Annotated in this window: 15 protein-coding genes; 11 read left to right on the top strand and 4 right to left on the bottom strand. The window is 69.4% G+C overall.

Annotated elements, in window-relative coordinates:
* Positions 1–8 precede the first annotated feature (8 nt).
* The 3 genes from AB0N14_RS21225 to AB0N14_RS21215 all read right to left on the bottom strand — a co-directional run bounded on the left by AB0N14_RS21225 (position 9) and on the right by AB0N14_RS21215 (position 2541).
* Complete coding sequence (locus AB0N14_RS21225) at positions 9–1721, bottom strand: SpoIIE family protein phosphatase (protein ID WP_366027241.1); 1713 nt, start codon at positions 1719–1721, stop codon at positions 9–11.
* 67 nt (positions 1722–1788) lie between these two features.
* Positions 1789–2151, bottom strand: coding sequence for a DsrE family protein (locus AB0N14_RS21220; protein WP_366027240.1), 363 nt, complete (start codon positions 2149–2151; stop codon positions 1789–1791).
* A gap of 24 nt (positions 2152–2175) precedes the next feature.
* On the bottom strand, positions 2176–2541 hold the full coding sequence (locus AB0N14_RS21215; RefSeq protein WP_366027239.1) for a hypothetical protein: 366 nt from the start codon (positions 2539–2541) through the stop codon (positions 2176–2178).
* A gap of 178 nt (positions 2542–2719) precedes the next feature.
* Here AB0N14_RS21215 and AB0N14_RS21210 point away from each other — a divergent pair, with 178 nt between their 5' ends.
* The 11 genes from AB0N14_RS21210 (at position 2720) to AB0N14_RS21160 (ending at position 11739) form a co-directional block, all read left to right on the top strand.
* A complete protein-coding gene (locus tag AB0N14_RS21210; RefSeq protein WP_366027279.1) occupies positions 2720–3562 on the top strand; it encodes a helix-turn-helix transcriptional regulator in 843 nt (280 codons plus the stop codon).
* The gene (locus AB0N14_RS21205; protein WP_366027238.1) at positions 3544–3825 is read left to right on the top strand and encodes a DUF397 domain-containing protein; all 282 of its coding nucleotides are present in this window, start codon (positions 3544–3546) and stop codon (positions 3823–3825) included. The genes AB0N14_RS21210 and AB0N14_RS21205 overlap by 19 nt, the downstream gene beginning before the upstream one ends.
* 89 nt (positions 3826–3914) lie before the next feature.
* The gene (locus tag AB0N14_RS21200) at positions 3915–4679 is read left to right on the top strand and encodes a hypothetical protein (RefSeq protein ID WP_366027237.1); all 765 of its coding nucleotides are present in this window, start codon (positions 3915–3917) and stop codon (positions 4677–4679) included.
* Positions 4676–5479, top strand: coding sequence for a hypothetical protein (locus tag AB0N14_RS21195; protein ID WP_366027236.1), 804 nt, complete (start codon positions 4676–4678; stop codon positions 5477–5479). Before AB0N14_RS21200 ends, AB0N14_RS21195 begins: the two co-directional genes overlap by 4 nt.
* Positions 5476–6324, top strand: a complete 849-nt coding sequence (locus AB0N14_RS21190; RefSeq protein ID WP_366027235.1) for a hypothetical protein — start codon at positions 5476–5478, stop codon at positions 6322–6324. Before AB0N14_RS21195 ends, AB0N14_RS21190 begins: the two co-directional genes overlap by 4 nt.
* A 218-nt stretch (positions 6325–6542) precedes the next feature.
* Positions 6543–7118, top strand: coding sequence for an FABP family protein (locus tag AB0N14_RS21185; RefSeq protein ID WP_366027234.1), 576 nt, complete (start codon positions 6543–6545; stop codon positions 7116–7118).
* Positions 7119–7594: 476 nt separating this feature from the next.
* On the top strand, positions 7595–8086 hold the full coding sequence (locus AB0N14_RS21180) for a hypothetical protein (protein WP_366027233.1): 492 nt from the start codon (positions 7595–7597) through the stop codon (positions 8084–8086).
* Entirely contained in the window at positions 8079–9653 is a 1575-nt protein-coding gene (locus tag AB0N14_RS21175; protein ID WP_366027231.1) for an N-6 DNA methylase, read from the top strand. Before AB0N14_RS21180 ends, AB0N14_RS21175 begins: the two co-directional genes overlap by 8 nt.
* Positions 9650–10291, top strand: a complete 642-nt coding sequence (locus AB0N14_RS21170; RefSeq protein ID WP_366027230.1) for a restriction endonuclease subunit S — start codon at positions 9650–9652, stop codon at positions 10289–10291. Before AB0N14_RS21175 ends, AB0N14_RS21170 begins: the two co-directional genes overlap by 4 nt.
* A 34-nt stretch (positions 10292–10325) precedes the next feature.
* Positions 10326–10763 carry a Fur family transcriptional regulator gene (locus AB0N14_RS21165; protein ID WP_366027229.1) on the top strand — a complete coding sequence of 146 codons (438 nt, stop codon included), beginning with the start codon at positions 10326–10328 and terminating at the stop codon, positions 10761–10763.
* A gap of 10 nt (positions 10764–10773) precedes the next feature.
* Positions 10774–11739 (top strand): folate-binding protein, encoded by a 966-nt coding sequence (locus AB0N14_RS21160; RefSeq protein WP_366027228.1) that lies wholly within the window; start codon positions 10774–10776, stop codon positions 11737–11739.
* A 295-nt stretch (positions 11740–12034) separates the two neighbouring features.
* Here AB0N14_RS21160 and dtd read toward each other — a convergent pair whose 3' ends face one another.
* The gene (gene dtd, locus AB0N14_RS21155; RefSeq protein WP_263230697.1) at positions 12035–12460 is read right to left on the bottom strand and encodes a D-aminoacyl-tRNA deacylase; all 426 of its coding nucleotides are present in this window, start codon (positions 12458–12460) and stop codon (positions 12035–12037) included.
* Positions 12461–12474 lie beyond the last annotated feature (14 nt).

Raw genomic sequence — 12474 nt, 5'->3', positions numbered from 1 at the left:
GGCCGGTGTCAGGCGGGGATGCGTATCGCCAGGAGCGCGACGTCGTCCTCGTTGTCGACCGGGCGGGTCTGTGCCAGCAGGTTGTCGATGAAGGGCTCCAGGGGGCGGTGGGCCAGGGACGCGGCGTTCCGGCGCAGTCGCTCCAGACCCTCGTCGATGGAGTGGCCCGGGGCTTCGACCAGGCCGTCGGTGTAGAGCACGAGGGTGGAGCCGGGCGGCAGCATCTCGGTGGCGTCGGCGCGGGGCTGGTGGGCCGCGAGGCCCAGGAGGACGCCGTGGCCGTCGGTCAGATAGCGGGTCACGCCGTCGTGGGTGACCAGCAGGGGCGGCGGGTGGCCGGCGTTGGTCCAGGACAGTTCGTACCGCCCGTCGTCGGCCACACTCACCCGCGCGAAGATCATCGTGGCCATGGAGACTTCGGCGATGTGCAGGGAGGCGTCGTCGAGCCACTCCACGATCTTGCTGGGCGGTTCTTTCTGCGCCCAGGCGTAGGCGCGGAGCATGTTGCGCAGCTGCGCCATGCCGGCCGCGGCGTCCAGATCGTGGCCGACGACGTCACCGATGGCCAGGGCCATGACCCCGTCCGTCAGGGTGAAGGCGTCGTACCAGTCGCCGCCGACCTGTGAGGCGTCGGGCGAGGGCAGGTAACGGGCGGCCATCCGGAGCCCCGGCACATGGGGCAGCTGGGGCAGCAGATGGCGCTGCATGGTCTCGGCGATCGCGCGCTGCTGCTGGTAGAGACGCGCGTTCTCCAGGGCCAGCCCGGCGCGCCGCGTGATGTCCTCGAGCAGCGCCATGTCGGCGACGGTGAACCGCTCCGGCCGCTCGGAGCGGCCCAGGGTCAGGGCTCCCAGCACCTCCCGCGGACCGCGTATGGGCGCGATGGCGGCCGAGTGCATGCCGGTCTCGTCGAACAGACGGCGCTGTTCGACCGCGATACCCGAGTCCGGCGGGCCCTGGTAGGTCTCCGGACCGGCCAGCGACGACGCCACGCCCCGCAGAGCCCGGGACAGGGGCATCGGGGACTCCTCGGGCACCGGCGGCATCACTCCCTGAAGGTCCTCCCGGTGCACCAGGGTGCCGTTCTCCGCGTGCACGACGGCATGGCGCCACACCTCGTCGCGTTCGGTGATCAGGTCGATGACGGCCCAGTCCGCGAGGCGGGGCACCACCAGGCTCACCAGTCGGCGCATCGCCTCGTCGACGTCCAGCGTGGAGGCCAGGGTCGTGGTCGTCTCGGCCAGCAGGGCCAGCCGCTCCAGCTCGGAGAGCGACGCGGTGACCAACCCGAGCGGCTCGTCGGATGTCTCGGACTGGTCGGGCGGATGGAAGAGGACGAGGGTGGTGGTCCGGTCGTCGATGGCACAGGGCGTCGACAGCCATGAGATCGGCAGCATGGAGCCGTCACCGCGTTGGAACCACTCCTCGGTGCCCAGTGCCGTGCGCCCGGCGAGCATGCTCTCCCGGAGTGGGCACTGCGCCCTCGGCGTCCTCTCGCCGTGGCGGCTTCGGTGCAGCAGGTCGTGCGAGTCCTCCCCGAGCATCCCCGCGGCAGGCCGGGCCAGAAGCTGCTCGGCCCGGGCGTTCACGCCGCGGATGCACCCCTGCTCATCGACCAGGAAGGCGCCGGTGCCCAGGGAGTCCAGGGTTCTGGCGACCACCCCCCAAGCGCTGCTCCAGGGCTGCTCGCCGACCGTGCCGGCTGCCTCGGGATCCGTCATGGTCAGCCTCTGTTCTGCTAGGTGTCCGGAGTTCCCCGAGGGACGAGGTGGCGCTGTCGTGCGGGGGTCAGTACACGAGCGCCTGGGTGTCGTCCGCGAGCGCTTCCTGTACGAAGACCTGCGCGCCCGCGATGCGCACCCCCTCGATGACGTCCTTCTCCGTGATCTCGCGGCGGGCCGCGCACTGCGTGCACAGGGTGATCCGGCCGGCCGCCAGGACCGACTCGATCAGGTCGGGCAGCGGCGCGGCATGCGGCAGTTCGAACTCTGCGGCCCTTCCAGGCAGCGCGAACCACGACGACTCACCGGTCAGCCAGAGCGAGACGTCGACACCGCTGGCCACGGCGACGGCCGCCACGGTGAACGCCTGCGAGCACCGCTCCGGGGCGTCCGCCCCGGCCGTCACCTTGATCACGAGCTTCTTCGCCATGGTACGAAGCGTAGTCCTGCCGGGTCAGGCGCGGTGCTCCCGGTTGTGGTGGCGGCGCAGCAGGACGTTCGCGTCCGTCTCGGTGCTGCCGTCGTACTCCGCCCGCGCGATCTCCCGCCGCGCGGCCAGTTCCTCGCACGTCGCACAGCCCCGGACGGGCAGGGGAGGGTTGGTGTCGTCGGCGGCCCGGGCGCGCTCGTTCGCGGCCCGCACCCCGGCGCTGAGCCGCTCCCGCTGGGTGGCGGGGCGGAGGGCGGCGGGGTCGGCCTGCCACTCCCGGCCGCCACCGATGGGGCGCAGCATGGCGTACGGCCCTGATCTGTCCTGGTACTCGCCTACCTTGCGCGTGGCCGGGTCGTAGACGAGCGCTCCGCGTTCCAGGGCCGTCATCGGTTCGGTTCCTTTCCACAACGCCTGCGCGCAGCGCGACGCTTGGACTACGCTGCGTGTTCCGGACGTTACGAGCATGGCCCCTGAGCAGGGCCGCAACGCCGTGGACGAGGTCTGCTTCTCCGCCTCCAGGCGCTCTTTCCACACCTTCCACGGCCGTATTGCACGGAGGAGCGCGATGCCGCCGAGACGGGTGATCACAGGACGGAGCCAGGAGCCGCGCAGGCGGTTCGCGGAGGAGTTACGCCTGCTGCGGACCGAGCGGGGCGTGAGCCTGCGGGAGCTGGCGAAGGTGGTCGGCTGGGACCCCTCCCAGTTCGGAAAGATGGAGAGCGGCCAGACGCTGGGCGGCCCGGAGGTCGTACAGGCGCTGGACCAGTACTACGGCACTCCGGGGCTGCTGCTGGCGTTGTGGGAGCTGGCGGTGGGGGATCCGTCGCAGTTCAAGGAGCAGTACCGGCGGTACATGATGTTGGAGGCGGAGGCGGTCAGCCTGTGGCACTTCGGAGTGAGCATCCTGCCGGGCCTGCTCCAGACCGAGGGGTACGCGCGTGAGGTCCTGGCACTGGGCGGTGCCAAGGGTGAGGAGCTGAATCAGCAGATCGAAGCGCGCACCGGGCGACGGAAGCTGCTGGAGGGGGAGGATGCGCCGCCGTTTCGCGCCCTTCTCGCAGAGGCGGTGCTGCGTACGCCGCTGCGTGACAGGCAGGTGTGGCGGCAGCAGCTCGAGTACCTGCTGGAGGCCTCGGAGCGCCCGCACATCACGATCCAGGTGCTGCCGCAGGGTTCCGGATTGCACGGGCTGGTGAGCACCGCCGTGATGTTCCTGCGGCTGCTGGACGGGAAAACGGTGGCGTACACGGAGAACGCGCACCGCGGCGAACTGATCGAAGAAAACAGCTCAGTTGAGCTGCTGCAACGTGCGTACGATGCGATGCGTGACGTGGCTCTAAACCCGGCCGAGTCGCGCAAGTTCGTCCTGCGGATGTTGGAGGAAGTGCCGTGCGAGCGATCGATCTGAGCGCCGCCACCTGGCGTAAGAGCAGCTACAGCAATCCGGACGGCGGCGAGTGTGTCGAGGTATCCGACGACTTCCTGACCGTCGCTGTCTGGCGCAAGAGCAGCTACAGCAACTCCGACGGAGGCAACTGCGTCGAGATCGCCCCCGACCTCCCCTCCCTCGTCCCCGTCCGCGACAGCAAGGACCCCGCCCGCGGCACCCTCGTCTTCGAGGCCGCCGCCTGGGCCCGCTTCATCGACGAAGTCAAGCGCACCGAATCGTGATCAACTCCTGAGCAACTCCGCCTGCTGTCCATGAGTCTCCTGTGTGCACGGATGCCGATCCGTGTGTCGCTTTTCCATGAGGGGACGTCTTGGAGTTCTCGGAAGTCGCGGATGCGCCGGAATCGGTCCCTGATCCGGGTCCGTCCGACGTACGCCGCAGCGGGCGTACGACCCTGCTGATCGCCGCGGCCGCCGTGCTCGGCGTCGTCGCGGGCACCTGCACCGGTTACGTGATCCAGGCCGAACGCGAGCCGACCGCGCTGCCGCCCCTGTCGCAGCCCGTACTGGCCCAGGCCAAGGGCAAGGGACCCGAGCCGCTGTCCGCCGTACAGGACCGCCGGGTCCGGACCGACGGCGACCTGCGCACGTTGCTGCTCAAGCGGCCGAGCGGCGCACAGGACCCCCTGTTCGAGCCGGGCCACGACGGTTGGATGAGCCTCGCGGAGTACGCGGAGACCTTCAAGCAGCCGGCCGTCGAGTTCAGGTACGAGATCGGTCATGAGTTCCGCCGGGCCGCCGTCACCGCCTGGCGGCTGAGTGACACGTACGGCGTCGAGATCCGTCTTGTGCAGTACCGCCAGGAGGAACAGCTCGACGCGGCCGGCTCCGCCGAGGGCGGTCGCTATTGGGCCGAGCGCCAGGCCGGATCACGCAGTTGGGCCATCCCCGGTACGGGGGACGGCAGGGCGTACGTCCACACCAGGCCCGACACCAAGTCTGGCATGCCGGTGTACTCCGCCGAGGCGCACGCCTGGCGCGGTGACATCGCCATGGAAATCTGGATCTACGACACGAAGCCCATCTCCAAGGAGAAGGTCATGGACCTGGCGAAGCGGCAGGTGGGGCGGCTGTGAACGACAACAGCGAGAACAACCAGTTCGGCGCGGCAGCGACCGTCACGCCGCCCGACGGGCTGCAGGCCGGGAGTCCCGTACGCCGTGGCCGGGTCGCCGCTGTCACCGGCGTGGTCCTGCTGGCTGCGGCCCTGGTCGTCGGCGTCGGGTACACCGCTGTGACCGTCAGCGGCGCCGACCGGGACGCGGGCGCGCCCATCTGGAAGTTCCCGGTCGAGCAGAACGACCCGGGGGCGAAACCGGCGTCCGCGGCCGGGCTCGCCGGCATGCTCGTGCCGTACGGCACCGACGGCCTGCTCCGCGGCCCCGACATCGACCAGTACGGCGCCGACGCACATCTGAGCGGAGGCGAGGCCGCCGCCTTGCGCAAGCAGTCTCTGAGCGGTCTGCCGCGCTCCCAGCGGCTGCGACTGGAGAAACAGATCGACAGTCAGCACACCACGGGCATGGCGCTGCGCAGCTACCTCAGCGCGGACAAGGCGTTCACCATGGACGTCGTCCTGACCCAATTGGAGAGCGGCGCGGCGGTGCGGGACATCTCGACGTTCCAGAACGAGTTCCTGAGCGCCCTGAACGTCTTCCGGAAGGGTCCGGCGATCCAGGGCCGCAAGAACGCGCAGTGCTTCCTCCCGCCGACGGAGGCGGACGAGAAGCTCGACATGCTGTTCTGCTCCGCGTACCAGGGCGACGTGCTCGTCACGGCGACGGCGTACGGGGCCAGACCGATGGACACCAAGCGGGCCGCGCTGCTGCTGCGCACCCAGCTCGACCGCATCGCGGACCCGGGGAAGGCGGTATGACCGAACAGACCGAACAGACCGAGGGGCAGCGCGTGGTGGAGCCGGCGCCTGGAGCACCGCTTCTCGCACCGCCCCCGCTGAAGAAGGAGCGCCGCGCCCTGCGCGCCCTCCTGCGCTGGACCGCCGCCGTGGCCGTCTTCGCGGTGGCCGGGGGCGCGACGGTGTACGGCATCACCGGGATGAAGCGCACCGATCTCCCCGGGCTGGTCACCGCCTCCGACGGGCGCTGGGAGTACCCGCCGCTGGTGAAGCCGCCGCTGCCGTCCGGCAGCCCGGGGCCGTTCGCCGAGGGGAACAACGCCGGAGCGCACTACGCCGACCTGCGGGCCCTCCTCCTGCCCGCCCCCGAGGGGGCGACGGCCGACGCGGCGCTGCGCGGCACGGACGGCTGGCTGCCGACGCGGACCTTCCTCGCGGAGTTCGCCGACCGGGGCGACCGTGATGAGCTCGGGCAGCTGCTGACCGACAACGGCCTGCGACACGTCGCCGCCCGCGGCTGGAACACCCCGGACGGCACGCACACGCGGATCTACCTGCTGCAGTTCGACACCGCGGCCGTCGCGGACGAATTCCTGGCCGGCAAACTGACCGACTACAACGCCCCGCGGTACGCCGTGCGCGGTGCCGCCGAGGTGGCCAGGGATGACTACCCGGTCGCCGCCCGGGTCGAGGACGTGAAGCACCAGGTGTTCGCGGAGGTCAAGCCGTACGGCGCCGAACAGGTCCGCGAGGCGTATCTGTCCGCAGGCGACACCCTTGCGATGATCGTGCAGTCCAGGAAGGGTGGCGCGAAGGCCGTGCCCTTCCAGCAGACGATCGCCCTGCAGAGCCAGCTGCTCGGCTAGCCGACCTCGGGGAGAGCGCCGGGTCCCGCCCGACTACAGTGGGACCCGGCTCTTATGTACCCACCCTCGCCCACCAAGGAGCACTCCCGTGGAGATCTTCTTCGAAACCCTGCTGGTCCTGGTCTGCGTCGGCGTGCTCGCCTTCGCCGGACTGACCGTGAAGAAGCTCTTCGAGGGCCAGCGCTGACCCCCACGCCATCCACGACGAAGAGCTGCTCATGATCGAGATCCCGTCCGACCTTCACAAGGACCTCGTCCCGCTCGCCTTCCTGCTCGGGAACTGGACCGGCGCGGGTGTGCACGACTTCCCCGGCTCCGAGAAGTGCAACTTCGGGCAGGAGGTCTCCTTCACCCACGACGGCCGGAACTTCCTGGAGTACCACTCGCACACCTGGGTGCTGGACGGCGACGGGAACAAGGTCAGGCCGCTGGAGTCGGAGTCCGGCTACTGGCGGATCGACGCGGACCGCAAGGTCGAGGTGACCATGGTCCGCAACGACGGCGTCGTCGAGATCTGGTACGGCGAGCTGGCGCACCAGAAGCCGCAGATCGACCTGGCGACGGACACGGTGGCCCGTACCGAGGCGTCGGGCCCGTACACGGGCGGCAAGCGCCTTTACGGCTACGTCAACAGCGACCTGATGTGGGTCGGCGAGAAGCAGACGCCGGAGGTCGAGCTGCGCCCGTACATGTCGGCCCACCTGAAGAAGGTCGTCACCCCGGAGGACGTCGAGCGCTGGGCGAAGGCCCTCCCGGACGACCTCCCGGACGACGGCATCGCGTTCTTCAAGTAGAGCAAGCAGCAAGGAGAGGGCCTCGCGGGCATCCGCGAGGCCCTGTTTCGCACCGTCGATGGGGTTAACAGATTCAAGTGCACTGCAATGCGCTTGATGGTGGCAGTACTAGCCGCTATCGTAGGCACCAACGCACGGAACCCCGGCCGCAACTGGAATGCGGCCGGGGTTCCCGACAAGCCGTGCTCTGGGTGGCGTGCGAAGCAGAGGCGGCCCAGAACGTTCGTCATCCACTGTAGCACAGCAGGTCATTTCCGTGAGGAGGAAAACGTCCTGGGCATCCGTGTGCCCGGAAGGGGGAACCGGTGGTCGAGGATGCCCGAGTGGGTGCAGCGGTACTTCTCCGAGCCGCGTATGAAGCCGTACCTGCGTGCGGCCGGGGGAGACCCGCAGGCCGCGATGCGGCTGTACCGCTGGAACGTCGAGGCGTCCGAGGCCTTGTACGTCCCGCTGAACTATGCCGAACTCGCCGCGCCTTGCACGACCGCCTGGTTCTCACCTACGGAAGACCGGACTGGTGGACGGTGGCACCGCTCAACGCGGGAGGGAAGGGTCTTGTCGCCAAGGCGCGTACCAAGTGCGAGCGGAACGAGGACCAGCGTGCGGAGGAGCAGCAGCGCCCGAAGCGGCCGGTCACCGTGGACGACGTCGTCACGGAGTTGAACTTCGGCTTCTGGGCGACACTGCTCGTGAAGCGCTACGACCGGGCCTTCTGGAGGACCACCCTGCACAAGGCGTTCCCGTACCATTCCGGTTCTCGCGCCGCCCTGTCCGACGACCTGTGGCGCGTGGTCCGCCTGCGCAACCGCGTGATGCACCATGAGCCCATCTACGGCGAGGATCTTGCCGCCGACCACGCCAGGATCTACCGGGTTCTTGGGTCGCTCAGTCCGGACCTGACCAAGGAGGTCCGGGAGATGGACCGGTTCCCGTCCGTCCTTGCGCGCAAGGAGGATAATCTTGAGTGACCTCGGCGACGTGCTCGTGTCACGCTCCGACATTGCCCGGCTGGCCGGAGTGAAGCGCCCCGCAGTCACCAACTGGGAGCGACGGCACCCGGACTTTCCAATGCCCGTCGCTCCGGACGCAGGGAGCACCGGGTCCGAGGCCTTCCGTGCCGGGGAGATCCTGGAGTGGCTGTCCGGCCGTACGATCCCGTCCAACGCGCTGCAGCCGGGTGAGTCGGCGGGAACCACGTACGGCGACCGCTTCCGCGTCGGCCTGGGCGGTGAACGCCCGGGCAGCCTGCTCTCGGCGGTGGAGCAGCTGGCGTGGCGGGACGCGGACCGGTTGCGCGGTCGGCTACGCATGTCCGACTACGTGTATCTGCTCCTTTTTCTGGTCTTCGCCCAGAGCCAGGAGAAGGAACGGTGGTCCGATTACGTTGCGGACGCGGAGGCCGGACCGGTGGATCTGGACGTGCCGGTGGAGTATGACCGGCTGTCGCTGTCCCATGCCGTCCGGTTCCTGGACCGCAATCCGCCCGCATCCCGCGATGAGAGTCGGCAGGCCTTCGACCGGCTCCTGGCGCTCCTTCGCGACACGGACGCGCGCACGGCCGACGAGTTCTTCACGCCTCCATCGGTGAGCCGTGTCATGGCGCGAGCCCTGGCTGCCCAGGCTCCTCCTGCGAAGCGGTTGCACGATCCATTCTGCAGAAGCGGAGAGCTGCTGGCCGGGTACCTGGATGCGGTGGCCGAGCAGGGGGGCACCGCCCCGGAAGAGGTGAGCGGCAGAGGCGCGTACGAGGGCACCTTGCGGCTCGCACGCATGAACCTTCAGCTCCGCGGTGTCCACCGGCCCCGCATTCGGCCGGGCCCTTTGATCCCGTCCCATGGCCCCACCGATCCACCCGAATCGTTCGACGCAGTGATCGCCAATCCGCCGTTCGCCGTTCGCGTCGACAATGGGGTTTCCCCTCCGGAGTACTGGCGATACGGCGTGACTCGCCAAGGGGACTTCGACTGGCTGCAGTACGTCGTTTCGCGCCTCGCCCCTGGGGGCCGGGCTGCGGTTCTCATGCCTGCTGGAGCGGGATTCCGGAGCGGTGCCGTAGGGCAGGCGAGGGCTCGCATGGTCGAGGACGGCGTCGTTGAATGCGTGATGGCGCTGCCTCAGCAGCTTTTCGCGCTGACCGCGATCCGAACGCAGATCTGGTTTCTGCGCCCTCCGCGCGGTCACGCGGAGTCTGTCCTCTTCGTGGACGGGGCGGCTCTTGGAAGCATGACCTCTCGGACTCGCCGCACGTTGTCGGGCGACGATGTCGACAGACTCGTCCAGTCCTATGTCTCTTGGCGTAACGAGGGCCACGGCCGCACTCCCGGACTCAGCCGCGCGGTGGCGCCCGAGGAGATCGCGGATCGCGATCACCAACTTGAACCGGCGCTGTACGTGCGGGACCCGCAGGGTGATCTGCCCCAGGCCTCAGCGAAGAACCGGCTGGCGGAACTGTCCGATGAGCTTGAGAAGCTGTACGAGCAAGCGACGACCATTGACCGCCTCGTAGAGGTACGGCTGCGGAGGTACGGCCTGTGACCGACGGGAGCGAGGACGAGGGAGCGCTGCCCGCAGGATGGCAGCGCTTGGCTCTTAAGGACCTGTGCTCCTTTCAGGTGGGACCGGCCATCAAGGAGGAGGGCCGGACGGTCGCGGATGAGGGCGTGCCGCTGGTGCTGCCGAGGGACCTGTCCCACCAGCGGATTACACCGGCAGGCCGGGTCGGCGTGGTTCCGGACAAGGCACGCAACCTGCAGAAGTACCAGCTGGCGGAGGGCGACGTGCTCGTTACTCGGACCGGTACCGTCGGCCGGTGCGCACTGGTGACCGCGGAGCAGCACCAGTGGCTGTACCACGCGAACCTCGTCCGGCTCCGGCTGAAGCAACCCGCCCCTTTCCTGCCGGAGTACCTGGCCGCGTATTTGAGCGCGAGTGCCGCCCAGAAGTGGATCGAGTCGCGCTCGGTCGCCATGGTGATCCCTTCGATCAGTACGCGGGCGCTGGGTGAACTGCCCGTATCGGTGCCACCCGCCGAGGAACAGAAAGCCATCGGCGACACCCTCGCCGCGCTCGACGAGAAGGTGCGTGTGCATACGGAGATCGCTCGGACCACGGGGGAATATCGCAGCCTGCTCGCCGATCTCCTGATGACGGGCGCGCTGTCTGCTGAGGCGTGACGGCCGTCCGCAGCGGCGTCCTAGACTGGACGCTGTGGTAGGCACCGACTGGAAGAGCGACCTCAGGCAGCGCGGCTACCGGCTGACCCCGCAGCGGCAACTCGTGCTCGAAGCCGTGGACACACTGGAGCACGCGACCCCCGACGACATCCTCAACGAGGTGAGGAAGACGGCGTCGGGGGTCAACATTTCCACCGTCTACCGGACCCTGGAGCTCCTGGAGGAGCTGGGGCTGGTCACCCATGCCCATCTGGGGCACGGCGCTCCCACCTACCACCTGGCCGACCGGCACCACCACATCCACCTGGTCTGCCGGGACTGCCAGAACGTGATCGAGGCGGACGTCGCGGTGGCGTCCGAGTTCACGGCCAAGCTGCGCGAGACGTTCGGCTTCGAAACGGACATGAAGCACTTCGCGATCTTCGGCCGGTGCAAGGACTGTTCGCTCAAGAGTTCAACTACCCCGTCGTAGGCTTGAGACCATGAAGAGTCCCCTGCTGTCTCTGCCCGGCGCCGTCCCCGCCGAGGGCGTGGACGAAGGCGTCGCCGCCCACTACGGCGATCTGTTCCGCGAGCAGCGTGCCCTTGCCGACGGCTCCGGATTCGTGGACCTCTCGCACCGCGGTGTCGTCACCGTCAGCGGCGAGGACCGGCTGAGCTGGCTGCACCTGCTGCTCACCCAGCACGTCAGCGAACTGTCCCCGCACGAGGCCACCGAGGCGCTGATCCTCTCCGCGCACGGCCACATCGAGCACGCCCTGTACCTGGTCGACGACGGCGGGACGGTCTGGGCGCATGTCGAGCCCGGCACCCAGGGTGCGCTGATCGTGTACCTCGAGTCGATGAAGTTCTTCTACCGCGTCGACGTCGCCGACCGGACGGACGACTTCGCGGTGGTGCACCTGCCGGCCGGTTCGATCGCCGAGGCGCCCGAGGGGGTGCTGGTCCGCGAGACGCCGTACGGCCGGGACCTGTTCCTGCCACGCGCGGACCTGGAGTCGTACGCGGAGAAGAACGGCCCCGCGGCCGGCATCCTCGCCTACGAGGCGCTGCGCGTGGAGCAGCACCGCCCGCGCCTGGGCTTCGAGACCGACCACCGCACCATCCCGCACGAGCTGGGCTGGATCGGCACCGCCGTCCACCTCCAGAAGGGCTGCTACCGCGGGCAGGAGACGGTCGCCCGCGTCCAGAACCTGGGCAAGCCGCCGCGCCGCCTGGTCTTCCTCCACCTCGACGGCAGCGAGGTCCACCTGCCCCCGCACGGCACGGAACTGCGCCTCGCGGACGACGGCCCCGACGGCCGCAGGATCGGCTTCGTGACGACGTCGGTACGCCACCACGAACTGGGCCCGGTCGCCCTGGCCCTGGTCAAACGGAACGTCCCGCTGGACGCGAGGCTCCTGGCCGGGGAGACAGCGGCCGCACAGGAGGTCGTGGTCCAGCCGTAGGCGCGACTGCGGGTCCGTCGTGGCTGAGCGCGCCCACGCGGCGGAGCCGCATATCACATACGGCCCCGCGCCCCTTAGGGAGCTGAAGTCCGCCGGCTCAGTGGCGCCGCCGCTGCGGGCAGCCCGTAGCCGTCGTAGCTGCGGGCAGTCGCGCCTCCCCCAGAGCCTTGACGGCCTGGACCCTCAGGGGCGGCACGGGTGGGCGCTGGGGGTCTCCCTCGAAGAGCTCGGGGGAGGCACCCCGTCAGCGCCGGGCCGCGCGACCCACCCCCGCCCAGCCCCGCCCCCGGGCACCCTAAATCTCGAGCAGCACGGTGAACGGCCCATCGTTCGTCAGCGACACCCGCATCGCCGCCCCGAACCGCCCCGTCGCCACCGTCGCGCCCAGCGCCCGTAGCTGCGCGACCACCTCGTCGACCAGCGGCTCGGCGACATCGCCGGGGGCGGCCGCGTTCCAGGTCGGGCGGCGACCCTTGCGGGCGTCGCCGTACAGCGTGAACTGGCTGATCACCAGCAGCGGCGCGTCGATGTCGGAGCAGGACTTCTCGTCGTGCAGCATGCGGATCGACCACAGTTTGCGGGCGAGCTGGGCCGCCTTCTCCTTGGTGTCGTCGTGCGTCACCCCGACGAGCACGCACAGCCCCTCGCCGCTGATCTCGCCGACCGTCTCACCGTCCACGACGACGCTCGCGCCGTCGACCCTCTGCACCACCGCACGCATGAGGACCATGATGC

The organism is Streptomyces sp. NPDC051104, assembly GCF_040682835.1.
Taxonomy (GTDB): domain Bacteria; phylum Actinomycetota; class Actinomycetes; order Streptomycetales; family Streptomycetaceae; genus Streptomyces; species Streptomyces cynarae.
The sequence above is the reverse complement of the archived record's forward strand: the minus strand, read 5'-3'. Positions and strand labels throughout refer to the sequence as shown.

What these genes read in the sequence shown, in the direction of transcription:
- AB0N14_RS21225 (WP_366027241.1), bottom strand. Translation starts at nt 1,721, where the DNA reads ATGACGGATCCCGAGGCAGCCGGCACGGTCGGCGAGCAGCCCTGGAGC.
- AB0N14_RS21220 (WP_366027240.1), bottom strand. Translation starts at nt 2,151, where the DNA reads ATGGCGAAGAAGCTCGTGATCAAGGTGACGGCCGGGGCGGACGCCCCG.
- AB0N14_RS21215 (WP_366027239.1), bottom strand. Translation starts at nt 2,541, where the DNA reads ATGACGGCCCTGGAACGCGGAGCGCTCGTCTACGACCCGGCCACGCGC.
- AB0N14_RS21210 (WP_366027279.1), top strand. Translation starts at nt 2,720, where the DNA reads ATGCCGCCGAGACGGGTGATCACAGGACGGAGCCAGGAGCCGCGCAGG.
- AB0N14_RS21190 (WP_366027235.1), top strand. Translation starts at nt 5,476, where the DNA reads ATGACCGAACAGACCGAACAGACCGAGGGGCAGCGCGTGGTGGAGCCG.
- AB0N14_RS21185 (WP_366027234.1), top strand. Translation starts at nt 6,543, where the DNA reads ATGATCGAGATCCCGTCCGACCTTCACAAGGACCTCGTCCCGCTCGCC.
- AB0N14_RS21160 (WP_366027228.1), top strand. Translation starts at nt 10,774, where the DNA reads ATGAAGAGTCCCCTGCTGTCTCTGCCCGGCGCCGTCCCCGCCGAGGGC.
- dtd (WP_263230697.1), bottom strand. Translation starts at nt 12,460, where the DNA reads ATGCGTGCGGTGGTGCAGAGGGTCGACGGCGCGAGCGTCGTCGTGGAC.